Here is a 24,919-nt window from a genome sequence, read left to right on the forward strand (position 1 = left end):
CCATAAATGATTATCAGCAAACCAGCCCCGAAAGGCCGTTTCACATACACTACGAAGTAGCCTCCAAAGAGGCCGTTCAATCTCCAGCTTCGAACAAAATGTCACTGACATTTCGTTGTCAACCAAAGGAATCCTGCATCCCAACGACATTCATCGCTGTGACGCCGGAGATTTTTGGCATCGACTATGTGGCACACTGTTGAGTTCTCAAGGTTCGGACGCGCACCTCACTCAACCCTTCCGGGCCTCGTGTGGGGCAACCATTTAAATCTACTGCCTGATTTCCACCATGTCAAATCGGCTTGTTTTGCGATCTGACCGCTGTTCTCGTCATTCAGTCTAGCATTGATTTGCATTTCTGAATTTCGATCCCGGCGTTGGGAACCAGTAGAAGTTACCTGGCCATTTTCGACTTGTCAAATCGCCATTCTTGGCGATTCGCATTTCTGTCGACCCTGTCCAGGGCAACCCGTCTAACTTACCCTGTTTCGCAGTCCAGGTCAAACCCGCCTGTTCGGCGTGTCCTTCCCGGGCTAGATCCGCAGGACTCCCTATCCTACGCCACCGGACGCACGCTGGCGACCGTGAATGTGGCTTGGGTGAGGAGCTGTCTTCTGGGGCTCCACGTGGCCTTGTTCAGTCCTCCGTGGAGCGCTTCCTTCGTTGGCAGCGAGGAAGAGATTACGGTCACGCGCACCTCACGTCAAATCGCGTGACACCCGGGCGTGTCGCGGCCCAGGAACAAGAAAAGCCCCTGGTAACAGCCTGTCGACTGTCCCCAGGGGCCTCCCGTGAGGTTCTAGACCCTCACCAATCCCACGGACTTCTTTCCTCTGCGGAGTACGTACCAACCGCCTGCGAGGGCTGAGCTCCCGTCGACAGTGGCGTCGATGGAGTCCACCTTGACGTTGTTGACGTATGCGCCGCCGTCCTGCACTGCGCGACGCGCGTCAGACTTCGAGGCCACGATCCCCGCCAACACGAGCGCATCGACCACGGTGGTGCCGGCGGGCACTTCCACACCGCCCAACTCGGAAGCGCAACCGTCAAGGGTCGCGGCGTCGAGCGAAGCCAACTCTCCCCTGCCGAACAATGCCTGCGATGCCACGACCACCGCATCGGCCGCTTGCTTGCCGTGTACCAAGGCGGTGACTTCCCACGCCAAGGTGCGCTGGGCCTTGCGAGCGAAGGGCTCACTCGCTACCGACTCCTCGAGCGCGGCAATGGCGTCGCGATCAAGGAACGTGAAGATCTTGAGGAACCGCACGACGTCGGCATCGTCCGTGTTGACCCAGAACTGGTAGAAGGCGTAGGGCGACATCAGGTCAGGCGCGAGCCACACTGCCCCACCCTCGGTCTTGCCGAACTTGGTGCCGTCTGCCTTCGTGATGAGAGGCGTGGTCATCGCGTGCACCGTGGTGCCCTCGGCCTTGCGCACGAGTTCGACGCCGCTGAGCAGGTTTCCCCATTGGTCGTTGCCACCGGTCTGCAGCGAGCAGCCGTGACGACGGTGCAGTTCAAGGAAGTCGTTGCCTTGGAGCACCTGGTACGAGAACTCGGTGTAGCTGATGCCCTCGTCGGAGCTCAAGCGTCGCGCGACCGTGTCCTTCGCGATCATGGTGCCCAGGCGGAAGTGCTTGCCCACCTCACGCAGGAGGTCGATCGCGCTGAGCTCTCCGGTCCAGTCAAGGTTGTTGACCATGACTGCAGGGTTGTCCCCTTCGAAGTCCAGGAATCGAGAGATCTGGGCGCGCAGGCGCTCCACCCACTCAGCGACCGTCTCCTTGGTGTTCAGCACCCGCTCGCCCGACATACGCGGGTCGCCGATCATGCCGGTAGCTCCGCCGACGAGCGGCAGGACGTGGTGACCGGCGAGTTGAAGGTGACGAAGGAGCACCAACTGCACCAGGTGTCCGTGGTGAAGGCTGGGGGCGGTCGGGTCGAACCCGCAATAGAGCGTGATCGGTCCCTCGTCGAGGTGCGTGCGCAGCGCATCTTCACCAGTGGTCTGAGAGATCAGCCCGCGCCAGGCGAGCTCGTCGAGGATGTGCTCTGTCATGGTGCCTGCCATTGTGCCAGTCTCCGAGCCTTGCCCTGTCATCGCTGCGCGCAGGACACAGAAATGTCGCTGAGCATGCGGACCGAATCACGAATCGGCGCTGAGGGGTGGACGTCTTGCGAGGGGTCCAACCGACTCGAGGTGTCGCATGCTCAGCGACAGTTACGACGCTATGCGCCTCCATCTGAGAGTCCTCTCAGAAGCCTCACAGCGACATGCCTGGCAGTGTCAGTCCAGAAGGCTCGCAGTGCCGTCGACGAGGAGGTGTGCGGCCGCTTGAGTGCCGTCGCGTTCGAAGTGCTCGGCCTCTCCCCGCTGCCACCGCACCCACTCCTGGCGCAGTGCCTCGCCGTCCCTCGCGATACCGCGCTCGAGGCGCAGGTCCGCGGGCGCGTCCACCCACACCACGCACGCGGCGAAGGGGCGCGCCGCACGCATGGCCACCCCGACCCCCTCGACCACGAGGAACTCACCTGGGGGCACCACCACCTCGCCTGCGCGCGAGGACGTCGCCCAGTCCCACACGCGAAACCGCCCGTCGACGCCACGGGACAGCGGCCGCAACACCTGAACAACCAGCACGTCCGACAAGGTGTCCAGGCCAGTCCATCCCTCGTACATATCGTCGGCGTGCAGCACTTGTACAGGTGTGTCGAGCGTTGGGATTGCCCGCGCAATCCTGCCTGCGAGCGTCGTCTTGCCGGCACCGGCGGGCCCGTCGACAAGGATCAGGCGCGTGCCGCCCAGGCGTGGGGCCGATGCACGTGCCACGTCGAGGATCGATGTCACCGAGGCATGGGGCACGCCGCAAGGCTACGGTAGCCAGATGCACGCGAACGTTCGCAAGGTGACCGATGCGCTCGAGGCTGCGGGGCTCCACGGCCGCGTCCGCGAACTCACCACGGGCACCCACACCGCGGCCGAAGCCGCGGCATTTCTCGGGTGTGAGGTGGGGGCGATCGCCAGCTCGCTCGTCTTCATGACCGAGCGGGGCCCGATTCTGGTGCTCACCTCAGGCGCGCACCGCGTCGACACCGACGCGCTTGCCAGGCGAATCGGCGTCGAAGCCGTCGGGCGCGCCACTCCCGAGGAAGTCCGCGCGGCTACGGGTCAGCCCATCGGCGGTGTCGCGCCCGTCGGCCACCCCGCACCGCTACCGACGTACCTCGATACCGAGCTCGCCGAGCACGGCGAGTTGTGGGCGGCCGCAGGGATCCCCGCATCGGTGTTCGAGATCTCCTATGAGGACTTGCGCGACCTCACAGGGGCGACCGAGGTCGCCGTCGTCTAGGGCGTCAGGACGCTGCCGAAGCCCACGGGCGGAAGTGCTTGACCCGTGCGCGTGCGGCCTTGCCCTGCTCGAGCACTCGAGCGGGTGCGGTTCCGCCCACGCCGTCCCTGGCGGCGAGTGACCCCGGCACCGTAAGCACGGTCAGCACGCGCTCGTGAAGGCGCGGGTGCACCGCGGTGAGCTCGTCCGGGGTGAGTTCGTGGAGTTCCTTGCCGCGCTTCTCGCACAGGCGGACGCAAGCGCCTGCGACCTCGTGTGCCTCGCGGAAGGGCACGCCCTCCTTGACGAGCCACTCGGCGATGTCGGTCGCCAACGAGAAACCCGCCGGAGCGAGCGCCGCCATGCGGTCGGTGTGCAGCACCAGCGTGCGCATCATGCCCGCGAAGGCCGGGAGTAGCACCTCAAGCGTCTCGACGGCGTCGAAGGCGGGCTCGTGGGCCTCCTGGAGGTCGCGGTTGTACGCCAGCGGCAAGCCCTTGAGAGTCGCGAGCAGGCCGGTGAGGTCGCCGATGAGGCGACCGGCCTTGCCGCGAGCGAGTTCCGCGATATCCGGATTCTTCTTCTGGGGCATGATGCTCGACCCGGTGGAGTACGCGTCGTCGAGGCCCGCGAATCCAAACTCGACGGTCGCCCACGCGATGACCTCCTCCGCAATGCGGGAAAGGTCGACGCCAAGCATCGCCGAGACCCACAGGAACTCCGCGACCACGTCACGCGACGCGGTCGCGTCGATGGAGTTCTCGCACGCACCGACAAAGCCGAGTTCGTCTGCGACGCCCTGAGGGTCGAGACCGAGCGTCGAACCGGCCAGCGCACCTGAACCGTACGGAGAGAAGGCCGCACGGGCGTCCCAGTCCGTGAGGCGCTCGACGTCTCGCAACAGGGGCCACACGTGCGCCAGCAGGTGGTGGCCCACGGTCACGGGCTGCGCGTGCTGGAAGTGTGTGCGCCCCGGCATCGGGTCGTCGAGGTGACGGTCCGCCTGCGACAGCAGGGCATCGACCACGTCGAGAGCGCCGGAGGCGATGACCCGTGCGTGACGGCGCAGATACATGCGCGACAGCGTCGCGATCTGGTCGTTGCGCGAGCGCCCCGCACGCAACTTTCCACCCACCTCAGGGCCGATGCGCTCGATGAGGATGCGCTCAAGCGCACCGTGGACGTCCTCGTCTGACTCCGCGGGGGCGAGCTTGCCAGCCGCGTTGTCCTGGCGCATGACCTCGAGCGCGTCCACCATGGCGGCCGTCTCGGAGTCAGACAGCAGTCCGGCACGCTGAAGGGCGTGCGCGTGCGCGATCGAACCGCGAAGGTCGTCGTCGGCGTAACGCCAGTCGAACTGGGTCGACTTGCTCAACGCCGCCAGCGCATCGGCCGGGCCGCCGGCGAACCGGCCACCCCACAGCGCACCTTCCACGGTGGCGCCCCCGTGGGCGCCGGACTGCTGCTCGGACATCCTTATCCCTTCAGGCGCGCCTCGCGCGCGGCGGCCTGCTTGGCGGCGAGGCCATAGATCTCGATGAAGCCACGTGCGGCCGACTGGTCGAACGCGTCGCCCTCATCGTAGGTCGCGAGGCTGAAGTCATACAGGCCGGTGTCGGAGCGACGGCCCGTCACAGTGGCCCGGCCACCGTGCAGCACCAGGCGCACCTCGCCCGACACGTACTCCTGGGTGTCGTCGATGAAGGTGTCGAGCGACTTCTTCAGGGGCGAGGACCACATGCCGTCGTAAACCAGCTCGCCCCACTTCTGCTCGACGCCGCGCTTGAAGCGGGCCTGCTCGCGCTCGAGGGTGACGTTCTCGAGCTCACGGTGTGCCTCGATGAGCGCGATGGCGCCGGGAGCCTCGTAGACCTCACGGGACTTGATGCCCACCAGGCGGTCCTCGACGATGTCGATGCGTCCAATTCCCTGGGCGCCTGCGCGCTTGTTGAGCTGTTCGATGGCCTGGAGCGGGGTGACCGCCTGGCCGTCGATCGCGACGGGAATGCCACGCTCGAAGGCGATGACGAGCTCGTCGGGCACCGGCGGGAAGGCCGGGTCGTCGGTGTAGTTGTAGACGTCCTTGGTGGGCGCGTTCCAGATGTCCTCGAGGAAGCCGGTTTCGATGGCGCGGCCCCACACGTTCTGGTCAATCGAGAACGGGTTGGACTTGGTGGTCTCGATGGGCAGCTGGTGGCGGCCCGCGTACTCGATGGCCTTGTCACGGGTCAGCGCGAGGTCACGCACCGGCGCGATGCACTTGAGTTCGGGGGCGTTGGAGGTGATGCCCACCTCGAAGCGCACCTGGTCGTTGCCCTTGCCCGTGCACCCGTGAGCGACCGTGGTGGCGCCGAACTCGCGCGCGGCGGCGACCAGGTGCTTGACGATGACGGGACGCGACAGGCTCGACACCAGCGGGTACTTGTCCTGGTACAGGCCGTTGGCCTTGAGCGCAGGCATGCAGTACTCCTCGGCGAACTCGTCGCGGGCGTCGGCCACGTAGGCCTCCACCGCACCGCAGTCGAGCGCGCGCTGACGGATGACGTCGAGGTCCTCGCCGCCCTGGCCCACGTCAACGGCCACCGCGATGACCTCCGCACCGGTCGCGTCGGCGATCCAGCCGATCGCGACGGAGGTGTCCAGTCCGCCTGAGTATGCGAGTACAACCCTGTCAGTCATGTCGAGTGCTTCTTTCGGTAATGGTGGTGAGATGCGTTACTGCTGGGCGGGGCGCGCGGCCCGTTCCAGGAACTTCTGGGCTAGCTTCTGACCCCCGTGGGGGTCGCGGGTGATGATCATGAGAGTGTCGTCGCCCGCGACGGTGCCGAGGATGTCGGGGTCGTCGTTGAGGTCGATCGCGCTCGCGAAGTACTGCGCCGCTCCCGAAGGCGTGCGGATCACGGTGAGATTGGCGGAACCGTCGGCACTGAAGAGCAGCTCTCCGCACAGGCGCGTGAGCCGCTGCTCCGTGTCCTCCCCCACCGACATGGTGTCGGAGGTGGCGTAGACGTGCCCACCGTGCGGGGCGCGCACCTTGACGGCGCCAATATCCACGAGGTCGCGCGACAGCGTCGCCTGCGTGACGGTAATGCCCTGGGCCTCGAGCCGCACCGCGAGTTCACCCTGCGAGTGAATGGGCTCGGCCTCGATGAGACGCTTGATGAGCGCCTGGCGGGCGGCCTTGGTCGCGGGGATGGTATGCGTCATCGCTCCACCAGCCAACTCAGGATGGCTTTCTGGGCGTGCAAGCGGTACTCCGCCTCAAGCCACACGAGCGACTGCTCGCCATCGATGACCGATGCGGTGATCTCCTTGCCGCGATACGCGGGCAGGCAGTGCAGGACATGGGCTCCGGGGGCCGCCAGTTCGAGCGAGCGGGCGTTGACCTGGAACGGCACGAACACCTGCTCGCGGTCGGCCGCCTGCAGTTCGTCGCCCATGGACACCCAGGTGTCGGTCGCGATCACGTCTGCGCCGGTGACGGCCTCATCGTGGCTGTGCGTGACCGTGATGGAGCCGCCAGTCGACTCGGCAATCTGCTCGGCCTTGGCAACCACCTCGGCATCGGGCAGGTACCCCTCGGGGGTGCCGATGCGCACGTGCATGCCTGCCGTCGCCCCGCCCAGCAAGTACGACTGCGCCATGTTGTTGGCGCCATCGCCCACATAGGCGAAGTCGAGCCCTGCGAGCGCGGACACCGAGCCGCGAGCATCGGCCACGGCAGCGAGGTCGGCCAGGATCTGGCACGGGTGAAACTCGTCGGTCAGGGCGTTGACGACGGGCACGGAGGAATGCGCCGCCATCTCGTCGATGCGCTCCTGGCCGTAGGTGCGCCACACGATCGCGCTCACTTGGCGCTCGAGCACCCGTGCGGTGTCGGCGACGGTCTCGCCGCGCCCCATCTGCGACTGGGCAGCGTCAAGCACGAGGGGAAAGCCGCCGAGCTCCGCGACGCCCGTCGCAAAGGACACGCGGGTGCGCGTCGAGTGCTTGTCGAACAGGATTGCGACCGCCTTGGGGCCCACGAACGGCTGAACCTTGTAGCGGTCCTTGCGCAGCGCGAGCGCGAGCTCAAGCACCTCGCGCTGCTCGGCGGGGCTCAGGTCGTCGTCGCGCAGAAAGTGGCGGGTCATGTGGTCTCTCCTTCGCCGGTGAAGGGGTGATGGGCAGCGTGGCTCTCCAGCCACGCCACGAACGTGTCCGCCTCCGCTGTCGTGAGCGTGAGCGCGGGCACCAGCCGGAGCGTGTCCGGGCTGGGCGGGTTGACGATGAAGCCGGCCGCCACGGCGGCCTGAGCAATCTCGGCCGATGCGGGGGTCGCCAGGCCGATGCCGAGCAACAGGCCCTCGCCACGCACCTCGACCACACCAGGGATGGCCTCGAGCCGCTCACGCAGGTGCGCGCTCACGGCCTTGACGTGGGCGATGAGCTGCTCGTCCTCGATCACGCGCAACGTCGCGAGCGCGGCGGCCGCGGCGAGCGGGTTGCCACCAAAGGTCGAGCCGTGGTCTCCCTTGCCCAGCAACGCGCCCGCGTGTGCACCAAAGGCGATGACGGCGCCGACAGGGAACCCTCCGCCCAGACCCTTCGCGAGGGTCATGACGTCGGGCTGGATCCCGTGGAGCTGGTAGGCGAACCACGCGCCGGTGCGCGCCACGCCCGTCTGGACCTCGTCGAGCACCAGCAGCGCCTGGTGGCGCAGCGTCAGCTCGCGTGCGAGCGCAAGGTAGGCGTGGGTGAGCGGCTTGACGCCGGCCTCGCCCTGGATGGGCTCGAGGAAGATCGCGGACAAGTCACTCGCGTGCTCAGCGACGGCGGCGCGCAGGGCATCCTCGTCGTTCGCGGGCACGAACACGACCGTGCCGATCAGCGGCGCGAAGGGCGCCCGATACGCCTCCTTGTGTGTGATCGCAAGGGCGCCGGTGGAGCGCCCGTGGAAGGCGCCCTCGAGCGCGATGATCGTGCCCTTGCCGGTCTTGCGAGCCATCTTGAGGGCGGCCTCGTTGGCCTCCGTGCCCGAGTTGGCAAAGAACACTCGCGATCCGGTCGGAGCCTGCGCGAGGTCGAGCAACCGCTCGGCTAGCGCGATCTGCGGCTCGGTCGCAAAGAAGTTCGACGCGTGTGCCAGGGTGGCGGCCTGCGTCGCGATCGCCTCAACCCACGCGGGGTGGCCGTGGCCGAGGGCGTTGACTGCAATGCCGCCGAGCAGGTCAAGGTAGCGATTGCCGTCGGCGTCCCACACGTAGGAGCCTTCTCCCCTGGCCAGCACGCGCATCGGCACTCCAAAGGTGCCCATGAGCGCGTGGCCGTAGCGCTGGAGGTCGACTGCGCCCTTCGCGAGGCCCGCCTCGCCGTGCGTCGTGAGGTCGCTCATGCCCAGAGGTCCACATCGTCGGGCCGCACCATCGTGCCGATGCCGGAGGAGGTGAAGATCTCGGTCAGGATCGAGTGCGGTTCCCGGCCGTCGATGATGTGCGCCTGGGGCACGCCGCCCCGCACCGCACGCAGGCAGGCCTCCATCTTGGGCACCATGCCGGAGGCCAAGCTGGGCAGCAACTTCTCCACATCGGTCGCGTGGATGCGGCGCACCAGCGAGTCACGGTCGGGCCAGTTCGCGTACAGGCCCTCGACATCGGTGAGCATGATGAGCTTGCGCGCGCGCAGGGCGACGGCGATGGCCGCCGCGGCCGTGTCGGCGTTGACGTTGAGCACGGTCGTGGGGTCGTCGATGTCCGGGGCCACGGTGCTGACCACGGGAATGCGCCCGGCCGCCACGATGTCCTCGACGGCTGCGGGGTTGACCTTGACGACGTCGCCCACCTGGCCCACGTCGACGGGCTGGCCGTCAATGTCTGCGTGGCGACGCTTGGCCTGGAGCAGGCCGGCGTCCTCCCCCGACAAGCCCACGGCGAGCGGGCCGTGGTCGTTGATCAGGCCCACGATCTCGCGCGAGACGGAGCCCGTGAGCACCATGCGCACCACGTCCATCGCCTCGGGGGTGGTCACGCGCAAGCCTCCCTTGAACTCGGACTCGATGCCAAGCTTGCCGAGCATGTCCGAGATCTGAGGGCCACCACCGTGGACGACCACGGGCTTAAGACCCAGCAGTCGCAGGTGCACGATGTCCTGCGCGAAGGCAGCCTTGAGGGTGTCGTCGATCATGGCGTTGCCGCCGTACTTCACGACGACAATCGCGCCCTTGAAGGACTCGATCCAGGGCATGGCGTCGATGAGGACGCCCACCTTCTGGGCGGGGGTCAGATCGGGATAGTCGATGTCGTGGCTCATGAGGAGTATGCGCTGTTCTCGTGGACGTAGTCGTGGGTGAGGTCGTTGGTCCAGATGGTGGCGCTCGCGTGGCCGGCCTTGAGGTCGACCTCCACCAGCACCTCGCGGCCCGTGAGATCGACAAGGTCGCGGTCATCGCCCACGCCTGCGTTTCGGCACACCTGAACGCCGTTGACACTCACGTCGATGGTGCGCGGATCAAACGGCGCCACGGACTCAGGCACGGTGCCTGCTGCGGCGATAATGCGACCCCAGTTGGGGTCGTTGCCAAAGATGGCGGCCTTGAACAGATTGGACCGCGTGATGGCACGCGCCACCGCCTCGGCGGCGGCCTCCGTGGTCGCGTTGACGATGGTGACCGCGATGTCGTGGCTTGCGCCCTCAGCGTCTGCCACGAGCTGGCGAGACAGGCTCGCGAGCACCTCGGTGAGGCGCGCCTCGAAGGCGCTCGCCTCCGGCGAGACGGCGCTGGCACCCGATGCCATCAACACGACGGTGTCGTTGGTCGACATGCAGCCATCGGAGTCCACGCGGTTCAACGTGCGGCTTACGGCCGATGCGAGAGCTGCCTTGGCAGTCGCGGGGTCCACCACCGCATCGGTCGTCACCACGCACAGCATGGTCGCCATGCCGGGCGCGAGCATGCCAGCGCCCTTGGCCATTCCGCCTGCGGTCCAGCCGTCGCCGTGGAAGGCCGCCTGCTTGGGCACGGAGTCGGTGGTCATGATGCCCTCGGCCGCCGCCTGGCCGCCTTCCGCGTCGAGCGACGCGACGGCGCTATCGACGCCTGCGAGCAAGGAGTCCATGGGTAGCCGCACGCCGATGAGGCCGGTCGAGCAGACCACCACGTCGCCGGGGCCCACGTCGCGACCGGTGGCCTGAAGCTGGGTGGCGAGGTGTTCTGCGGTGTGGTGAGTGTCGGCGAAGCCCTCTGGTCCGGTGCAGGCGTTGGCGCCACCGGAGTTGAGCACCACCGCGTCCACGCGGCCGTCGGAGGCGACCTGGCGCGACCACGTCACGGGCGCGGCCTCGATGCGGTTGGTGGTGAAGACCCCCGCGGCGACTTTGAGCGGACCGTCGTTGACGACCACCGTGACGTCCTTGGCGCCGGTGGACTTCAAGCCCGCCGCGACGCCCGAGGCGACGAATCCCTGTGCTGCGGTGACGCTCACGGTGCGACTCCCTGGATCTGCAGGCCGGCGGTCTCGTCGAGCCCCAGCGCGATGTTCATGGACTGAAGTGCGGCTCCCGCGGTGCCCTTGACGAGGTTGTCGAGTGCGGAAACCACGACGACCTTGCCTGCCTTGCGGTCCACCGCCACCTGCACCAGGCACGTGTTCGCGCCGAGTGTCGCTGCGGTGGTGGGCCACTGCCCCTCGGGCAGCACGTGGACGAACGGCTCGTCGGCGTAGGCACTGACCCACGCCGCGCGCACCTGGTCCTCGTCGACACCCGCGGCCACAGGAGCGGTCATGGTCGCGAGGATGCCCCTCGCCATCGGCACCAGGGTGGGGGTAAAGCTCAGGCGCACGTCCTGAGCTCCCGCTGCTTCGAGGTTCTGGATGATCTCGGGGATGTGGCGGTGGGTGCCACCGACCGCGTACGGACTCGCCGCGCCCAGCCCCTCGGAGGCCAGCAAGTGCGTCGCAAGCTTCTTTCCCGCGCCGGAGTAGCCGACGGCGAGCACAGCGGTGAGGTCTGAAGGCTCGATGACGCCTGCGGCCACACCGGGCTGCAGGCCCAGGGTGACGGCGGTGACGTTGCAGCCGGGAACCGCCACGCGGCGGGCGCCCTCGAGCGCGGCGCGCTGGCGCCCTTCGCCCGTGATGAGCTCGGGCATGCCGTACGGCCAGGTGCCCGCGTGGACTCCCCCGTAGTACTCCGCCCACGCCTCAGAGGAGGTGAGCCGGTGGTCCGCGCCACAATCGATCACGAGCGTCTCGGGCGGCAACTGCGCGGCAATCTCGGCGCTGGCCCCGTGTGGCAGGGCGAGCACCACCACGTCGTGCCCCGCGAGCGTCTCGGCGTCCGTGCCGACGATCTGCCGTTCGGCAAGTCTGCGCAAGTGCGGCTGGTGCACCCCCAATGCGTCACCGGCGGAGGAATGCGCCGTCAGCGCGCCGAACTCGACGTCCGGATGCTCGCTGAACACACGCAAGACCTCGCCGCCCACATATCCGGAGGCTCCAGAGACTGCGACCTTGAGTGCCATGTGCATAACTATACAGACTTCTGAATGATCAGGCACACATCGCATCGGCGCGTCATGCCACGATAGCCCTCATGCGTGCCATCGTCGCCAGCCACCCCGGGGACGCCTCGGTCCTGCAGATCGCCGACGCCCCCGAGCCGCGGCCGCTGGCCGGCGAGGTGCTCGTCGACGTCGCGGCCGTGGGCGTCAACTTCATCGACACCTACCAGCGTTCCGGCGTGTACCCCGTGAGTTTTCCGTTCACCCCAGGACTCGAGGGCTCTGGCGTCGTCGCGGAGGTGGGCGGCGCCGTGACGGGATTCGCACCGGGCGACCGCGTCGCGTGGTGCTCGTCGCTCGGTTCCTACGCCGAGCGCGTGACCGTCCCCGCGCACGCGCTCTACGCCGTGCCGGACTCTGTGGACCTGCGCACTGCGGCGGCCGTCACCCTGCAGGGCTTGACCGCGCACTTCCTGTCATCGTCGACCTTTCGCCTGGGTCCCGAGCACACTGCGCTCGTGCACGCCGGGGCTGGCGGCGTGGGGCTACTCCTGACGCAACTCGCGTGCGCGCGTGGCGCGCGCGTCATCACGACTGTCTCTACCGAGGAGAAGGAGGCGTTATCGCGAGCCGCGGGCGCATCGGCCGTGCTGCGATACGACCAGATGCCGGATCTGAGCGCCGATCTACCCGCCGCGGTGAGGGAACTCACGAACGGCGACGGTGTCGATGTGGTCTACGACGGGGTGGGCGCGGCGACGTTCGACGCCTCCCTTGGCTCGCTCGCCGTGCGCGGCATGCTGGTGCTGTTTGGAGGCGCGTCGGGACAGGTACCGGACTTCAACCTTCAGCGCCTCAACGCCGGCGGTTCCCTCTTCGTGACGCGACCGTCGATGGGGCACTACCTGCGCACGGAGCAGGAACGGGCGTGGCGCGCGGGTGAGGTGTTCTCAGCTGTCGCCTCCGGCGAGCTGAACGTGCGGGTGGGCGCGACGTACCCCCTCGACCAGGCGGCCGATGCGCATCGGGCTCTCGAGAGCCGTGGCACTTCGGGCAAGGTATTGCTCCTTCCCTGACGCCCTCCCGCCCTTGCGCATGCGGGCTGACACGTTCGCGACGCGAAAGCGATACCCACCTGACATCTGGGCGCGGCACAATAAGCGCATGCAGAACCTGCGCATGCGCGTGATGCGCGAGTCAGACCTGGCCCAGGTACTCGCGCTCAACACCGACGCCCACCCGGCCGTGAACACCCTCACGGAGGATCAGATGCGCACGCTCGTGGGATGGTGCGACGTCGCCCTCGTGGCCTTGGGCCGAGACGGCAGCGTCATCGCCTTCCTGCTCAGCTTGGGCGGCGGCCGGCCCTACGAGTCCGAGAACTACCGCTGGTTCGAGGAACGCGGAACGCGCCACCAGTACATCGACCGGATCGTCGTCGGCGCGAGCGCGCGCGGCACTGGCGTGGGTCGCGCCATGTACGAGTCCGTCTACGAGCGCGCCCGCGAGCGCGGCGCCACCGAGGTCACGGCAGAAGTCAACCTGCGCCCCCTCAACGAACGGTCCATCGCCTTTCACGAGCACCTGGGCTTCCGCAAGGTCGCGGAGCAGGACACGAAGGACGGCACCGTGCGAGTCGCACTCCTCACGCGCCCCGTGGGGCCCTAACCGGCGACGCAAGCGCACACAGGGCGGCTGTCTGGCTACGATGCCTGGCGCGCCTGGGCGAGGTAGGCCGGCAACTGGAAGAACGCGACCACCACGGCCCCGACGAGCAGCACCGCCGCAGGCAGGAGCAAGGATTGCGCCATCGCTTGCCCGAAGGGTTCGTGGAGTGCCGTGGGCAGATCCAGGGTGCCGCTGTCACCGGTCACGACGGCCGATGCGTCGGCTGGCATGGTCGCCGACAGCCGGGATGCCATGAGCGTGGCGATGGCAGCAGAGCCGAGCGCCGAGCCCACCTGCCGCATGGTGTTGTAGACCCCCGATCCCGCGCCCGCGTCACGCATGGGCAAGTTGCGCGTCGCCGTCGAGGAGATCGGTCCCCACATGAACGAATTGCCGATGCCAACGAGCGCCGCAGGCACGAGCAGCCACGGGACGGGCAGCTCGGAGGACATCATGGCCACGTACGTGAGTAGTCCCGCGCCGCTGAGGGCCATGCCGGGAACCGCCAGCAGGCGCGGGTGCATGCGATCGACGAGCCGGCCGGCCACGGGCGACAGCACGATGGACGCGATGGCCATCGGCATGGTCATGAGCGCCGACTGTGTCGGGCTCAGTCCACGAGCGGTCTGCAAGAAGTACACGATGGGGATGAACTGGGCGGTGATCGCGAAGCCCACGAGGGCAATGGCAACGTTGGCCAGCGAAAAGTTGCGGTCCCGGAATAGCCCGAGCGGCAGCAACGGCTCGCCGCGGTGACGCGACTGCATCCAGATGAAGACCGCGAGGACGAGCGCACCGGCTCCGATACAGGCCCACACGAGTGGACTCCACCCCAAGGTGTCGCCCTCCTGAATGCCAAACACCAGCAGGGTCATGCCGAGCGCCGACAGGACGACACCCCACCAGTCGAACTCGTGGGAGTGGGTGGGCAGGGTCGGCACCAGGCGCCTGACGGCGACGAAGGCCACCACCCCGATCGGGACGTTGACAAAGAAGATCCACTCCCAGCCCGGACCGTCGACAAGGACGCCGCCCATAAGGGGGCCTAGCAGCGATGCCACTCCGGCCGTCGCACCCCACAGCGCCATGGCGCTGCCGCGCCGGGCCGCAGGAAAGATCCGCGTGATGATGGCCATCGTCTGCGGGCCCATCATGGCCGCACCGAGCCCCTGCACTGCCCGCGCGGCGATGAGGTTGGCGATGGCCGAACCCGGCAGCGCCTCAGCGAGACCACACAGCAGCGACGCGGCGGTGAACACCACCAGCCCCACCAGGTACAAGCGCCGGGGTCCGTACCGGTCACCCAGCCGCCCGGTGATGAGCAGCGGCACCGCGGCACCCAGGAGGTACGCGCTCGTCACCCACAACACCTCAGTGGTCCCCGACCCTGTGGCGGCCTGAATCGAGGGGTTGGCGACCGACACGATGTTGACGTCGATGAGGACCATGAAGAAGCCGATCATCAACGCCCACAGCGCGGGCCATGGGTTGAGGTCGGCAGGCGCGTCGATGGTGCGCGCGGGGGCGGCGGTCACAGTTGTCCCTTCTCGGAGACGTTGGGGGTGGGGTGAAGGTAGGGCTGGTCCCAATCGAGCTCGCCCGAGTGCAGATCGGCAACGACGGAATCGATCCAGGCGAGTTCCGCGTCGAGGCACTGGGCCACGAACTCCTTGCCCAGCAGCATCCGTCGCGGCACACCCTTGGCGACGGCCGCGCGACGGTGGCGCTCGTGGCGGTCCCGCTCGTCCTGGACGGCCGTACGGCGCTCAGCCAGCGCATCGGCGATCTGTTCGCGGCTCAGGAAGTGTGCCTCGCCGACGGCCAGCGGCAGCACCGGAAACTCGCGCGGAGGCTCCCGCAGCCATGAAACCACTTGCACCTCAACGGCGCTGCGGCCTGCGCTCGTGATGCGGTAGACGGTGCGTTCGGGGCGCTTGCCCTCACGGTCAACTCCGAGGTCCGCCACGAGCCGAGCCTTGAGCAGGCGCTCGACCGCGTGGTACAGGCTCGCGGTACGGACCTTGACGAGTTCGTCCTGGCCGCGTTGCCGGAGGAGCTGGATCATCTCGTAGGGGTGCATAGGCCGTTCCGTCAGCAACGCGAGGGCGCTCAGCTCGAGCGGCGTCAGGGTTCGTGACATGGTGGCTCCTTGGGATCGGCCAGCGGTGAGACAGTCGCCAGTATTCCACATGGAGTATTCGAGATGGACCATGGAAGGTCGTGGCCGCGCCGACGGCCGCGTCACCGCGTGGCTACCCTGAGCCCATGCGCATCCTCTTGATCGGCGGCACCGGACTTATCTCCTCGGAACTTGCGAGCATCGCCACCGCACGCGGCGACCAGGTCACGATGGTGAACCGAGGGCGCTCGGGCGCGATTCCACCACCGGCGACTGCGCAGGTGATCCACGCCGATGCGACCGACCCCTCGGCGTTGCGCGCCGCTCTGGCAGATGCGCTCGATACGGGCACCCGCTTCGATGCGGTGGTGCAGTTCGTGGCCTTCGGCCCCGAGCACGTCGAGCACGATGTCGAGACCTTCGCAGCACTCACCGACCACTACGTCCTCATCGCGACGGGCGCCTCTTACCGCACTCCCGACCGGCTGGAGCTCCTCACCGAGTCCACGGCGCAAGACAACCCGCATTGGGAGTACGCGCGTCTCAAGCAGGCGGCAGAGCAGGCGCTGCGCACGGCAGCGGCCCGGGTGGGACTTCCCTTCACCATCGTGCGGCCGGCCCACACCTACGGGCCGTCGAAGATCCCCGCCTACACGGGCAACTCGCGCCACCCGTGGACCATCATCGACCGGATGCGCAGTGGCAAGGACATCGTCGTCCCTGGCGACGGCACGTCCCTGTGGACCGTCACCCATGCCCGGGACGTCGCGGGCGCTCTTGCCGAACTGCTCGGCCTCACGGCAGCGTTCGGGGTCGCGGTCCACATCACCTCCGACGAGGCGCTGACATGGAACGCGATTTACGCCACGCTCGCTCACGCGGCAGGCATCAGCGCCGCCCAATACGAGCGCCAGCGCCTCTGTGTGCCGTCCGATGCGCTCGTGGCAGCCGCCCCCTCACAGTCAGGATCGATCTACGGCGACAAGATGCACCCCGCGGCATACGACACCACACTCATCAAGACCCTCGTCCCAGGCTGGCGCGCACGCATCCCCTTCGCTGAGGGAATCGAGGAGGCGATCGCCTGGTTCGAGGCGGACCCTGCGCGCCAAACGGTCGACCACGAGGCCAACGCCGTGCTTGACCGCATCGCGGGGATCTACCGCGACGCATTGGCGAAGTCAGCGGCAAGCGCACCCCGGGCCTGACCAGCGCGCCACGGCCGGGCAAACAGGACGAACCGCGCCCGCTGCACTAGCGTGGGGTCAGGGCTCCGTGGGGGCGGCGCCCATGGCAGGCCGGGGGTGGCGATGGCCCGAAGGGGCAGCGCAATCACGCGGGCAGGGATCGCGACCGCGATCGTGCTCAGTGCTACCGCGTGCATTCCCACGGGCCCCTCGGAAACCGACAACCCCTTGCCTCCGCGAACTCCGGCCGAGCCGTCACCTCCCGCCACTCCTGGGCACACCTCCTTGCCGACGACCGGCGTCTTGGGCCCGTCGGTCGACGCGGAGGCATCTCCGGCAGGGCTCGAATGCCCCGATTCCGACGCCCTGACCGACTGGGACTTTGTCGCCGTCGACAGTCACCGCTTTGGCGCGATCTGCGTGGGGATGACCTTCACGCAAGCCGCAGCCGCCGAACCTGGAACGGCGGTGGTGGGAGAACGCCAGTGTCCGTGGGTGGCCACGCTGGTCGAGTCCGACGGGCTCTTCATCCAAGCCATCACCGACCCGAGCGACCCTGACTCCCCCATTCGTTTTTTCCGCATGATCTACGAGGGCGACCCCGCGAAGGCGCCGCCTCACGAGATGCCCGCAACCGCAGAAGGAATCTCGATCGGCTCCCTTGCGGACGATGTCCCTGCCGTCTTCCCCGCCGCGACCCAGGTCAGGCAGGACGATCCTTCACGCGGGCCACGGATCCAGTGGGTGGTCGAAGAAGCGGCCGACCACTACTACGTGTTCGATGTCGCGGACGGGTATGTGGTCGAGATCACCTGGGGCGTCTCGCTCGAGGGCGGGACCTCGGGAGAACTGTGCGGGCTGTAGGCGGGCGTAACCTTGGGGAAGGCCCCACCCCTCACTCTCAGGAGGCGCTGTGCGCACGTGGCTCTTCGGAGGAATCGCATGATCCGCTGGCGTTCGGGATGTGCCGCCGGCACCGCGGCCTCTGACGACGACATCCTCGATGCCGCTGTCCAAGTCCTGGGCCACGATCGCCTCGCGCCCCTCGAGCGCGTCGCCTCCCGCGCCGGGGCCGACCCGCGCGATGTCAAGTCCCGATTTCCCACGCGCGATGCCCTGGTCACCGCCGCGGTGATTCGCGGAGCGCAACGCATTGCTGCGGCCGCCGTGATGGAGGACGGTACGCCCGCGGAACAGGTGGCGTTGTTGCTCGCTCGGATCTGGGATGACCAGGCTCCGGTGGCGAACTTCACCCCCCTGTGGATGCGTTCAGAACTGCGCAGTGAGGTCGAGCAGATTCTCGACCCGGTTCGGGTCCTGCTCGGGGACGCCATCTCGCGTGGCGCAGGGGCCGGAGCCATGCGCGCGGATCTGCCCGAGAGCACCGTCGCATGGCTCGTCGAACACGCTGTCCTCACCTGCTTGTCCGGAGTCGCAGACGGCTCCGTGGACCCCCGCGACGGCCGCAGGCTCGCCCTCACCTATGCCCTCACCAGCGCTGGCCTGGCCTGGGACAGTGCGCTTGCCGTCACTGAATCCGTCGAAGCCAGACTCGATCGTCACTAACCACAGGCCTCACCCGCGCCCCGCAGGCGCGACGTCGCAAAGGAGCACCATGCACGCCATCGCCGCCTTCGAGCCGCTACCCATCACGGACGCCGCTTCGCTTCGCGACATCGACACCCCTGATCCAGCCCCCGGGCCTCTCGACCTGCTCATCAGGGTCGAGGCAGTCTCGGTCAATCCCGTCGACGTCAAGAAGCGCACGGGCGGCTACGGCCGTGGCGCCGTGGGCAACGAGCCCCGCATCCTCGGCTACGACGGCGCCGGCACCGTCGTGGGGCTTGGCGACGAGGTCACGGATTTCACGGTCGGCGACGAGGTGTGGTGGGCCGGCGACGCCGGACGTCAAGGCGCCAACGCTGACCTGCAGGTGGTGGACCACCGCATTGTGGCGACCAAGCCCTCGTCGCTGAGTTTCGCGGACGCGGCCGCCCTGCCCCTGACGGCGCTGACGGCGTGGGAGGGCATGTTCGACCACTTCCGCATGAGCCGCGAGGACTCGGGCACCGTGTTGATGGTGGGCGGAGCGGGCGGGGTCGGCTCGATCCTGACGCAGCTCGCCAAGCGCCTCACTGCCCTGCGCGTGATCGCCACGGCGGGCCGCGAGGAGACCCAGGCATGGTGCCTGCGCATGGGAGCCGATGCGGTGGCCGACCACCGTGAGCTCGCAGCATCAGCAGGCGCCCTCGCTCCGCAGGGGGTCGAGTACATCTTCTCGTCGTACACCCCGGGCAACATCGGCACCTACGCGAAGCTGATCAAGCCCTTTGGCTCGGTCGTGTCGATCGATGGCACCGACGAGTCGCTGCTGCCGCTGTTTTCCAAGTCGGCCTCGATGCACTGGGAGTACATGTTCGCCCGCTCCCGCTACGGCGCATGGGACATTGCCGAGCAGGGCCGGATCCTCGACGAACTCGCCGACCTGGTCGACCGAGGTGAGATCGTCACCACGGCCACCGAACGCATCGGCGACTTCAGTGCCGCGGGCCTACGGGAGGCTCACCGGCTCGTCGAATCGAAGTCGATGATCGGCAAGGTCGTCGTGCACCGCTGACGCACTCAGCGGCCCATCTGGTCCTCGACCCGGGCCAACAGTTCCTCCCACGCGTCCGCGAACTTGTCGATGCCCTGCTCTTCAAGCACCGTCGTGACATCAGCGATGTCCACACCCGCCGCCGCAAGCGCCTCGAACGTGCGGCGAGCCTCATCGTAGGTACCGCTCACGGTGTTCCAGCCGTCGGGCTCTGCCGGCGCCTGTCCGTGGTCGGCGAAAGCCTCGATGGTCGCCTCAGGCATGGTGTTCACAGTGCCGGGCGCGACCAGCTCGTCCACGTACATGGTGTCGGGGTACGCGGGGTCCTTCACTGACGTGGAGGCCCACAGCGGGCGCTGCGGCCTGGCCCCAGCCTGAGCGAGGCGGTTCCAGCGGTCCGAGGCGAGCACCTGCTCGTGGTGCTCGAAGGCGAGGCGCGCATTCGCGATTGCTGCCGTTCCCCGCAGCTGCTCCGCTGCGCCGCCCGTGGCCAGGCGCGCGTCCACTTCGCTGTCGACTCGCGACACAAAGAACGACGCGACCGAGCCGATGCGCGACAGGTCGTGGCCAGCCGCGTGCGCCGCCTCGAGGCCCGCAAGGAAGGCGTCCACCACCTGGGCGTAGCGTTCCAGCGAGAAGATCAGCGTCACATTCACGGAGATCCCTTGCGCGATGGCCTGGGTGATCGCCGGTAGCCCCTCCACGGTCGCCGGGATCTTGATCATCACGTTGGGCCGGTCGACAAGCCACCACAACTGCCGCGCCTCCGCGTTGGTGGCCTCGGTGTCGCGTGCGAAGCGCGGGTCCACCTCGATCGACACCCTGCCGTCTACACCATCGGTAGCGTCGTACAGGGGCCTGAGAACGTCGCACGCCTCGCGCACATCGGCCGTCGTGATCATGCGCACGGCCTCCTCGACGTCGACGCCCCTCGCGGCCAGGTCGGCGATTTGGGAGTCGTACTGGTCGGAGCCCGAGACCGCTGCCGCGAAGATCGACGGGTTGGTCGTCACGCCGACGATGGCACGCGACTCGAGATCTCTGGCCAACGACCCACTGCGCAGGCGTTCGCGTGACAGGTCGTCGAGCCAAATCGACACCCCCGCCTCGCTCAGAGCCTGAAGTGATCCGGGCGATGTCTGCGCAGTCATGCGATGCTCCTTCGCTTGCATTCTTGGGGGTCGTCAGCGCCAACGGGGCCGCTCACCCGAGCATTCCATCCCGGCCGATGCGCCGCGAGGTGGCCGCTACGGCGTTCGCCGGACGTTTACTTGGCTCGCACCCTCGCCCCACCTTCTTGCCGCGCGAGATCGGCAATCCCGCCCTAGGGTGGGAATGGCGAATCGTCCCTGCTTACACGAGGAGTCCCATGCCTGGCGCACTGCCCGACACCCCCTCCGACTCGCTGGTGTTCTTTGGGGCCACCGGCGACCTTGCCCGCAAGTCGATCTTCCCGTCGCTGTACCGCATGGTGAAGGCGGGCACGCTGACGGTGCCCGTCGTGGGAGTCGCGTTCTCGAACTGGACGGTCGCTGACCTCCGCGAGCGGGCCCGCCAGTCGGTCAGCGACCATCCCGACGGGGTTGACGATCCGGCGGCGTTGGAGACGCTGGTGTCCCTCCTGCGCTACGTCGACGGCGACTATCAGGACCCTGCCACCTTCACTCACCTGCGCAAGGAACTCGGCGAGTGCAGCCAGCCCACGCACTACCTCGCGATCCCTCCAGCGCTGTTCGGCACAGTGGTGCAGGGGCTCGCCGCTGTGGGCCTCAACGAGGGTGCCCGAGTCGTCGTCGAGAAGCCCTTCGGCCGCGACCTTGGCAGCGCGAAGAGCCTGAATGCCGCCATCACGGCCGCCTTCGATGAACACGCCATCTTTCGTATCGACCACTTCCTCGGCAAGGAAGAGATCATGAACCTGCTGTACTTCCGGTTCGCCAACGCGATGTTCGAGCCCATCTGGAACCGCAACTACATCGCTTCGGTGCAGGTCACCTTCGCCGAGAGTTTCGGGGTACGAGGACGCGGCTCGTTCTACGAGTCTGCGGGCGCGCTGCGCGACGTCGTCGAAAACCACCTGTTCCAGATTGTCGCGCTCCTGACCATGGAGGCGCCCACCTACCAGGGCTACGGGGCGGTCCAGGCTGCCAAGGCGAACGTCTTCAACGCCATGCGCCCGCTCACCAGGGATGACTACGTGCGCGGCCAGTTTGTGGGCTATCGGGACGAGGAGGGCGTCGCCTCGGACTCCGATGTGGAGACCTTCGCGGCCGTGCGCCTGCACATCGACTCGTGGAGGTGGGCAGGCGTGCCGTTCTACTTGCGCACCGGCAAGTGCCTTGCCACGTCGGTAGGCGAGGTGGTGGTGGAGTTCAAGCGGCCCCCACAGGCGCTCTTTGACGATGCCGTTGACCCGCATCAGCGGCCCAACCGGCTGCGATTTCGCTTGCAACCCGAAGGTGCCATCGGCCTCAACGTCCGAGTCAAGCGGCCTGGAGAGGAGTTCGTCGGCCACGAGCGCGAACTCGTGCTGGACACGGAGAGTCCGCTCGAGCGAGAACCCTACGAGCGGCTGCTGTCAGACGCCCTTCGCGGCGACAGCGCACTGTTCACGCATGAGGACTCCGTCGAGGCAGCATGGCGGGTAGTCGAGGCGGTGCTGACCGACCATGCGCCTGCCATCCCCTACGAGCCGGGCACGTGGGGACCCGAAGCCCAGGCCGACGCCCTCATTGGCCATCACGGGCCTTGGCACGATCCGCATGAGGCTGACCACCCCGCCCCTGTGGGCACCACCGCGCCTTCAGGCCACGCACAAGGAGGACACGCATGACCACCTCGACACCACAGTTGGGCATGGTGGGACTAGGGCGCATGGGTGCGGGCCTCACCCGCCGCCTGATGCGCGACGGTCACACGGTGGCCGTCCATGACGTGTCCCCCACAGCGATCGACGCTCTCGTGGCGGAGGGCGCCGTGCCCGCGGGCGACCTCGCCGACTTCCTGACCGTTCTCGAAGCCCCGCGCGCGGTGTGGGTCATGGTGCCTGCGGGCGCCATCACCCAGTCGGTGATCGAAGCCCTTGCCGCCGTCCTCGAGCCCGGCGACACCATCATCGACGGCGGCAACAGCTACTACCGCGACGACCTCGCGCATGCCGCCATGTTGGCCGAGCGCGGCGTGCACCTGGTGGACTGCGGCACGTCGGGCGGAGTCCACGGGCTCGATCGCGGGTTTTGCTTGATGATCGGCGGTGAGACGGAGGTCGTCGAGCGGCTGAGCCCCCTGTGGAACAGCATTGCCCCTGGTGTGGACTCGGCGCCGCGCACACCGGGGCGCGAGGGCGCGCCTGCCCAAGCAGAGAACGGCTGGCTGCACTGCGGCCCCAACGGAGCCGGGCACTTTGTCAAGATGGTGCACAACGGCATCGAGTATGGCCTCATGGCGGCCTACGCCGAGGGCCTCAGCATCCTCAAGCACGCGAACGCGGGGGCAGCCTCGCGGGACGCTGATGCCGAGACGGCCCCCATGGCTCACCCCGAGTTCTACCAGTACGACATCGACACCGCCGCGGTCGCAGAAGTGTGGCGGCGCGGCTCCGTGATCGGTTCATGGCTCTTGGACCTCACCGCGCAGGCACTCCACGACGATCCCGAGCTCACCCAGTTCTCTGGCCAGGTGTCTGACTCGGGCGAGGGCAGGTGGACGTCGATCGCGGCCATCGAGGAGGGCGTTCCCACGCCCGTGCTCACGACGGCACTGTATTCGCGCTTCGCGTCGCGGGACCTCGACGTCTACGCAGAGAAGGTGCTCTCAGCGATGCGGAAGGGCTTTGGCGGGCACGAGGAGAAGCCCACGGGCGAGTAGCGGCGCCGGGCCGCGCCGCCCCTCACGGGGCGACGCGACCAGGCATGGCGGTGGCGGCAGCGGCAGCGGCACGGAGCCGACGCCGAGCGCGCAGACGAGCCAGTCGCACGTGGCGACGGGCGCGACGCAGACCGAGGTCACGCGTCGGGCGGGCGTAGCCCTCGCGCTCGCCAAGGAGTCGCTCGGGGTTAGCCGCGTACTGCTGGACCAGGATGGTCAGCATTTGAGGATCGCTCATGGTGGATTTCACCTCCTCTCCGCGTGTGGGCTCGCGGGAGCGTGGAAAGCCGGTGGCCGCACAGCACAAGGTGACAGCGACAGGCGTGATGACATCGAACCCTGCGGGGCGCGAGGGCGAATCGGACCGGTGACACCCCTGCCGAGGGACGGCAAAGGTCAGCCAGATGCCCTCATGCCGAGGGTGGGTGGCTCACAACGCAAGGTGCCAGGTCAAACCTGGGAGCTCGCGGGAACCGGCGTGGGTCAGCCCATGAAATGACGCGGTGATGACCCGGGCGCGGGCAGAGTTCTTCTGCTTACGCGGTCGCGACGGTGAAGGTGCCCGCCTGCGTCAGCCACGAGTAACCTCGTGACTTCGAGGGGACGCCGACGCGCGACGCGGCGACAATGCCGGTGGCGTTCTGAACGTCAATGCTCATCATGATGAGCCCCCTCTCCTCGTGGCGGAACCTGCGGCGTGAAGGCCCATTCGGGCTCACCCGAGTGAACCTACTCCCCTCGCGCCTGGTAGGGAACCCTGCTTTGCCCAATCGTGACATTCCGGCGCTCTAGCGCGGAGCGAGCATGATGACACCGGCTCCCACCAAGCACAGTGCGGCACCGGTCCAGTCCCACGCATCGGGCCGGAACCGATCCACGACGATCCCCCACGCCAGCGAGCCCGCGACAAAGATGCCTCCATACGCCGCGAGCACCCTGCCGAAATGTGGGTCGGGTTGGAGCGTCGCGATCACTCCGTAAAGGCCAAGGCACACCACCCCCAGGCCGACGAACAGCGCACCGCGGTGCTCACGCAGCCCCTGCCACACAAGCCACGCCCCACCAATCTCGGCCAACGCAGCGACAGCGAAAATGGTCAGTATCCGGACAGCCGTCATGGAGGCAAGCCTAGAGATGAGTCAGCGGGCCAGTCGCTCCTCATACAACTCAAGGTCGTATTCGGAGTAACAGCAGAACGTGATCTCCTGCAGGCTCGGATACTCCTCGAGGGCCCCCTTCACCGCCTGCACCGCAACATCGGCCGCATAGTCCTGGGGATAGCCGTAGGTACCTGTGGCAATGCACGGGAACGCGAGCGTCGACAGGCCATGACCGGCCGCGAGCGCGATCGAGTTGCGGTAGCACGTGGCGAGCACCTCTTCTTCGCCGTGCCCGCCGCCACGCCAAAAAGGCCCGACCGTGTGGATCACATGGGTGGCAGGCAACCGGTAGCCGCCAGTCATTTTGGCCTCACCAGGCTCGCAGCCGCCGAGTTCGCGACACTCCTCGACCAAGCCGCGTCCCGCAGCGGCGTGGATGGCGCCGTCGACTCCAGCGCCTCCCAACAACGTCTCATTGGCGGCGTTGACGATGGCATCCACTGCCAGCGTCGTGATGTCGTCTCGGATCGCGGTGAGGGTGGCCATGGCCCCAGTGTGACCCAGACGCCACGCT

General features: G+C 67.7%; 27 protein-coding genes. 10 read left to right on the forward strand and 17 right to left on the reverse strand.

The features are described from left to right. Positions 1–203 (forward strand): hypothetical protein (locus tag ACK5NO_RS10075; RefSeq protein ID WP_416810999.1); only part of this gene is annotated, 203 nt, incomplete at its 5' end. A gap of 596 nt (positions 204–799) precedes the next feature. Here the strand turns inward: ACK5NO_RS10075 and tyrS are convergent. Both tyrS and ACK5NO_RS10085 read right to left on the reverse strand, forming a co-directional pair. Then, positions 800–2,059, reverse strand: coding sequence for a tyrosine--tRNA ligase (gene tyrS, locus ACK5NO_RS10080; protein ID WP_416812545.1), 1,260 nt, complete (start codon positions 2,057–2,059; stop codon positions 800–802). A gap of 228 nt (positions 2,060–2,287) precedes the next feature. Next, the gene (locus tag ACK5NO_RS10085; protein ID WP_416812546.1) at positions 2,288–2,863 is read right to left on the reverse strand and encodes a uridine kinase; all 576 of its coding nucleotides are present in this window, start codon (positions 2,861–2,863) and stop codon (positions 2,288–2,290) included. 22 nt (positions 2,864–2,885) lie between these two features. On the opposite strand from ACK5NO_RS10085, the gene ACK5NO_RS10090 reads away from it, so the two are divergent. Then, positions 2,886–3,350, forward strand: a complete 465-nt coding sequence (locus ACK5NO_RS10090) for a YbaK/EbsC family protein (RefSeq protein ID WP_416812547.1) — start codon at positions 2,886–2,888, stop codon at positions 3,348–3,350. Positions 3,351–3,354: 4 nt separating this feature from the next. On the opposite strand, the gene argH is transcribed toward ACK5NO_RS10090, so the two are convergent. Genes argH through argC form a run of 8 tightly spaced genes read right to left on the reverse strand, consistent with a single transcriptional unit; the run spans position 3,355 to position 11,835 of the window. After that, positions 3,355–4,803, reverse strand: coding sequence for an argininosuccinate lyase (argH, locus tag ACK5NO_RS10095; protein WP_416812548.1), 1,449 nt, complete (start codon positions 4,801–4,803; stop codon positions 3,355–3,357). A gap of 2 nt (positions 4,804–4,805) precedes the next feature. Continuing rightward, positions 4,806–6,008, reverse strand: coding sequence for an argininosuccinate synthase (locus ACK5NO_RS10100; RefSeq protein ID WP_416812549.1), 1,203 nt, complete (start codon positions 6,006–6,008; stop codon positions 4,806–4,808). Between the two features lie 36 nt (positions 6,009–6,044). Next, entirely contained in the window at positions 6,045–6,536 is a 492-nt protein-coding gene (gene argR, locus ACK5NO_RS10105; protein WP_416812550.1) for an arginine repressor, read from the reverse strand. Then, complete coding sequence (argF, locus tag ACK5NO_RS10110) at positions 6,533–7,462, reverse strand: ornithine carbamoyltransferase (protein WP_416812551.1); 930 nt, start codon at positions 7,460–7,462, stop codon at positions 6,533–6,535. The genes argR and argF overlap by 4 nt, the downstream gene beginning before the upstream one ends. Next, entirely contained in the window at positions 7,459–8,703 is a 1,245-nt protein-coding gene (locus ACK5NO_RS10115; protein ID WP_416812552.1) for an acetylornithine transaminase, read from the reverse strand. The genes argF and ACK5NO_RS10115 overlap by 4 nt, the downstream gene beginning before the upstream one ends. Continuing rightward, entirely contained in the window at positions 8,700–9,617 is a 918-nt protein-coding gene (gene argB, locus ACK5NO_RS10120; protein ID WP_416812553.1) for an acetylglutamate kinase, read from the reverse strand. The genes ACK5NO_RS10115 and argB overlap by 4 nt, the downstream gene beginning before the upstream one ends. Then, complete coding sequence (argJ, locus tag ACK5NO_RS10125) at positions 9,614–10,789, reverse strand: bifunctional glutamate N-acetyltransferase/amino-acid acetyltransferase ArgJ (protein WP_416812554.1); 1,176 nt, start codon at positions 10,787–10,789, stop codon at positions 9,614–9,616. The genes argB and argJ overlap by 4 nt, the downstream gene beginning before the upstream one ends. Next, positions 10,786–11,835, reverse strand: coding sequence for an N-acetyl-gamma-glutamyl-phosphate reductase (gene argC, locus ACK5NO_RS10130; RefSeq protein WP_416812555.1), 1,050 nt, complete (start codon positions 11,833–11,835; stop codon positions 10,786–10,788). The genes argJ and argC overlap by 4 nt, the downstream gene beginning before the upstream one ends. 65 nt (positions 11,836–11,900) lie before the next feature. On the opposite strand from argC, the gene ACK5NO_RS10135 reads away from it, so the two are divergent. After that, positions 11,901–12,884, forward strand: a complete 984-nt coding sequence (locus ACK5NO_RS10135) for a quinone oxidoreductase family protein (RefSeq protein WP_416812556.1) — start codon at positions 11,901–11,903, stop codon at positions 12,882–12,884. Positions 12,885–12,972: 88 nt separating this feature from the next. Next, positions 12,973–13,476: a GNAT family N-acetyltransferase gene (locus tag ACK5NO_RS10140; protein WP_416812557.1), complete on the forward strand. Its 504-nt coding sequence runs from the start codon at positions 12,973–12,975 to the stop codon at positions 13,474–13,476. A gap of 35 nt (positions 13,477–13,511) precedes the next feature. Here the strand turns inward: ACK5NO_RS10140 and ACK5NO_RS10145 are convergent, their stop codons facing one another. Both ACK5NO_RS10145 and ACK5NO_RS10150 read right to left on the reverse strand, forming a co-directional pair. Further along, positions 13,512–15,011 carry a DHA2 family efflux MFS transporter permease subunit gene (locus ACK5NO_RS10145; RefSeq protein WP_416812558.1) on the reverse strand — a complete coding sequence of 500 codons (1,500 nt, stop codon included), beginning with the start codon at positions 15,009–15,011 and terminating at the stop codon, positions 13,512–13,514. Next, positions 15,008–15,616 carry a PadR family transcriptional regulator gene (locus ACK5NO_RS10150; protein ID WP_416812559.1) on the reverse strand — a complete coding sequence of 203 codons (609 nt, stop codon included), beginning with the start codon at positions 15,614–15,616 and terminating at the stop codon, positions 15,008–15,010. The genes ACK5NO_RS10145 and ACK5NO_RS10150 overlap by 4 nt, the downstream gene beginning before the upstream one ends. A 125-nt stretch (positions 15,617–15,741) precedes the next feature. Here ACK5NO_RS10150 and ACK5NO_RS10155 point away from each other — a divergent pair, with 125 nt between their 5' ends. The 4 genes from ACK5NO_RS10155 to ACK5NO_RS10170 all read left to right on the forward strand — a co-directional run bounded on the left by ACK5NO_RS10155 (position 15,742) and on the right by ACK5NO_RS10170 (position 19,399). Next, the gene (locus ACK5NO_RS10155; RefSeq protein ID WP_416812560.1) at positions 15,742–16,803 is read left to right on the forward strand and encodes an NAD-dependent epimerase/dehydratase family protein; all 1,062 of its coding nucleotides are present in this window, start codon (positions 15,742–15,744) and stop codon (positions 16,801–16,803) included. A gap of 102 nt (positions 16,804–16,905) precedes the next feature. After that, entirely contained in the window at positions 16,906–17,646 is a 741-nt protein-coding gene (locus tag ACK5NO_RS10160; protein ID WP_416812561.1) for a hypothetical protein, read from the forward strand. Positions 17,647–17,724: 78 nt separating this feature from the next. Next, entirely contained in the window at positions 17,725–18,348 is a 624-nt protein-coding gene (locus ACK5NO_RS10165; protein ID WP_416812562.1) for a TetR/AcrR family transcriptional regulator, read from the forward strand. Between the two features lie 49 nt (positions 18,349–18,397). Next, positions 18,398–19,399, forward strand: coding sequence for a zinc-binding alcohol dehydrogenase family protein (locus ACK5NO_RS10170; RefSeq protein ID WP_416812563.1), 1,002 nt, complete (start codon positions 18,398–18,400; stop codon positions 19,397–19,399). Between the two features lie 5 nt (positions 19,400–19,404). On the opposite strand, the gene tal is transcribed toward ACK5NO_RS10170, so the two are convergent. Further along, the gene (tal, locus tag ACK5NO_RS10175) at positions 19,405–20,529 is read right to left on the reverse strand and encodes a transaldolase (RefSeq protein WP_416812564.1); all 1,125 of its coding nucleotides are present in this window, start codon (positions 20,527–20,529) and stop codon (positions 19,405–19,407) included. Positions 20,530–20,747: 218 nt separating this feature from the next. On the opposite strand from tal, the gene zwf reads away from it, so the two are divergent. Together zwf and gnd are read left to right on the forward strand one after the other, a co-directional pair. Beyond that, a complete protein-coding gene (gene zwf / locus ACK5NO_RS10180; protein WP_416812565.1) occupies positions 20,748–22,211 on the forward strand; it encodes a glucose-6-phosphate dehydrogenase in 1,464 nt (487 codons plus the stop codon). Further along, a complete protein-coding gene (gnd, locus tag ACK5NO_RS10185) occupies positions 22,208–23,245 on the forward strand; it encodes a phosphogluconate dehydrogenase (NAD(+)-dependent, decarboxylating) (RefSeq protein ID WP_416812566.1) in 1,038 nt (345 codons plus the stop codon). Before zwf ends, gnd begins: the two co-directional genes overlap by 4 nt. Positions 23,246–23,267: 22 nt before the next feature. Here the strand turns inward: gnd and ACK5NO_RS10190 are convergent, their stop codons facing one another. From ACK5NO_RS10190 to ACK5NO_RS10205, 4 genes are all read right to left on the reverse strand, one after another. Further along, a complete protein-coding gene (locus tag ACK5NO_RS10190; RefSeq protein ID WP_416812567.1) occupies positions 23,268–23,483 on the reverse strand; it encodes a hypothetical protein in 216 nt (71 codons plus the stop codon). 298 nt (positions 23,484–23,781) lie between these two features. Further along, positions 23,782–23,907 carry a hypothetical protein gene (locus ACK5NO_RS10195; RefSeq protein WP_416812568.1) on the reverse strand — a complete coding sequence of 42 codons (126 nt, stop codon included), beginning with the start codon at positions 23,905–23,907 and terminating at the stop codon, positions 23,782–23,784. Between the two features lie 126 nt (positions 23,908–24,033). Continuing rightward, positions 24,034–24,363: a YnfA family protein gene (locus ACK5NO_RS10200; protein ID WP_416812569.1), complete on the reverse strand. Its 330-nt coding sequence runs from the start codon at positions 24,361–24,363 to the stop codon at positions 24,034–24,036. Positions 24,364–24,384: 21 nt separating this feature from the next. Further along, complete coding sequence (locus tag ACK5NO_RS10205; RefSeq protein ID WP_416812570.1) at positions 24,385–24,891, reverse strand: O-acetyl-ADP-ribose deacetylase; 507 nt, start codon at positions 24,889–24,891, stop codon at positions 24,385–24,387. Positions 24,892–24,919 lie beyond the last annotated feature (28 nt).

Origin of the sequence: Demequina sp., from assembly GCF_047975725.1 — a bacterium.
Classification (GTDB): Bacteria; Actinomycetota; Actinomycetes; order Actinomycetales; family Demequinaceae; genus Demequina.

Bases quoted from the DNA above. Each gene is read 5' to 3' on its own strand.
- ACK5NO_RS10160 (WP_416812561.1), top strand. From the start codon at position 16,906: ATGGCCCGAAGGGGCAGCGCAATCACGCGGGCAGGGATCGCGACCGCG.
- argH (WP_416812548.1), bottom strand. From the start codon at position 4,803: ATGTCCGAGCAGCAGTCCGGCGCCCACGGGGGCGCCACCGTGGAAGGT.
- ACK5NO_RS10140 (WP_416812557.1), top strand. From the start codon at position 12,973: ATGCAGAACCTGCGCATGCGCGTGATGCGCGAGTCAGACCTGGCCCAG.
- ACK5NO_RS10165 (WP_416812562.1), top strand. From the start codon at position 17,725: ATGATCCGCTGGCGTTCGGGATGTGCCGCCGGCACCGCGGCCTCTGAC.
- argR (WP_416812550.1), bottom strand. From the start codon at position 6,536: ATGACGCATACCATCCCCGCGACCAAGGCCGCCCGCCAGGCGCTCATC.
- ACK5NO_RS10205 (WP_416812570.1), bottom strand. From the start codon at position 24,891: ATGGCCACCCTCACCGCGATCCGAGACGACATCACGACGCTGGCAGTG.
- tyrS (WP_416812545.1), bottom strand. From the start codon at position 2,059: ATGACAGAGCACATCCTCGACGAGCTCGCCTGGCGCGGGCTGATCTCT.
- ACK5NO_RS10150 (WP_416812559.1), bottom strand. From the start codon at position 15,616: ATGTCACGAACCCTGACGCCGCTCGAGCTGAGCGCCCTCGCGTTGCTG.
- ACK5NO_RS10115 (WP_416812552.1), bottom strand. From the start codon at position 8,703: ATGAGCGACCTCACGACGCACGGCGAGGCGGGCCTCGCGAAGGGCGCA.
- zwf (WP_416812565.1), top strand. From the start codon at position 20,748: ATGCCTGGCGCACTGCCCGACACCCCCTCCGACTCGCTGGTGTTCTTT.
- ACK5NO_RS10135 (WP_416812556.1), top strand. From the start codon at position 11,901: ATGCGTGCCATCGTCGCCAGCCACCCCGGGGACGCCTCGGTCCTGCAG.
- tal (WP_416812564.1), bottom strand. From the start codon at position 20,529: ATGACTGCGCAGACATCGCCCGGATCACTTCAGGCTCTGAGCGAGGCG.
- ACK5NO_RS10200 (WP_416812569.1), bottom strand. From the start codon at position 24,363: ATGACGGCTGTCCGGATACTGACCATTTTCGCTGTCGCTGCGTTGGCC.
- ACK5NO_RS10170 (WP_416812563.1), top strand. From the start codon at position 18,398: ATGCACGCCATCGCCGCCTTCGAGCCGCTACCCATCACGGACGCCGCT.
- argC (WP_416812555.1), bottom strand. From the start codon at position 11,835: ATGCACATGGCACTCAAGGTCGCAGTCTCTGGAGCCTCCGGATATGTG.
- ACK5NO_RS10195 (WP_416812568.1), bottom strand. From the start codon at position 23,907: ATGATGAGCATTGACGTTCAGAACGCCACCGGCATTGTCGCCGCGTCG.
- ACK5NO_RS10155 (WP_416812560.1), top strand. From the start codon at position 15,742: ATGCGCATCCTCTTGATCGGCGGCACCGGACTTATCTCCTCGGAACTT.
- argB (WP_416812553.1), bottom strand. From the start codon at position 9,617: ATGAGCCACGACATCGACTATCCCGATCTGACCCCCGCCCAGAAGGTG.
- ACK5NO_RS10190 (WP_416812567.1), bottom strand. From the start codon at position 23,483: ATGAGCGATCCTCAAATGCTGACCATCCTGGTCCAGCAGTACGCGGCT.
- argF (WP_416812551.1), bottom strand. From the start codon at position 7,462: ATGACCCGCCACTTTCTGCGCGACGACGACCTGAGCCCCGCCGAGCAG.
- gnd (WP_416812566.1), top strand. From the start codon at position 22,208: ATGACCACCTCGACACCACAGTTGGGCATGGTGGGACTAGGGCGCATG.
- ACK5NO_RS10090 (WP_416812547.1), top strand. From the start codon at position 2,886: ATGCACGCGAACGTTCGCAAGGTGACCGATGCGCTCGAGGCTGCGGGG.
- ACK5NO_RS10100 (WP_416812549.1), bottom strand. From the start codon at position 6,008: ATGACTGACAGGGTTGTACTCGCATACTCAGGCGGACTGGACACCTCC.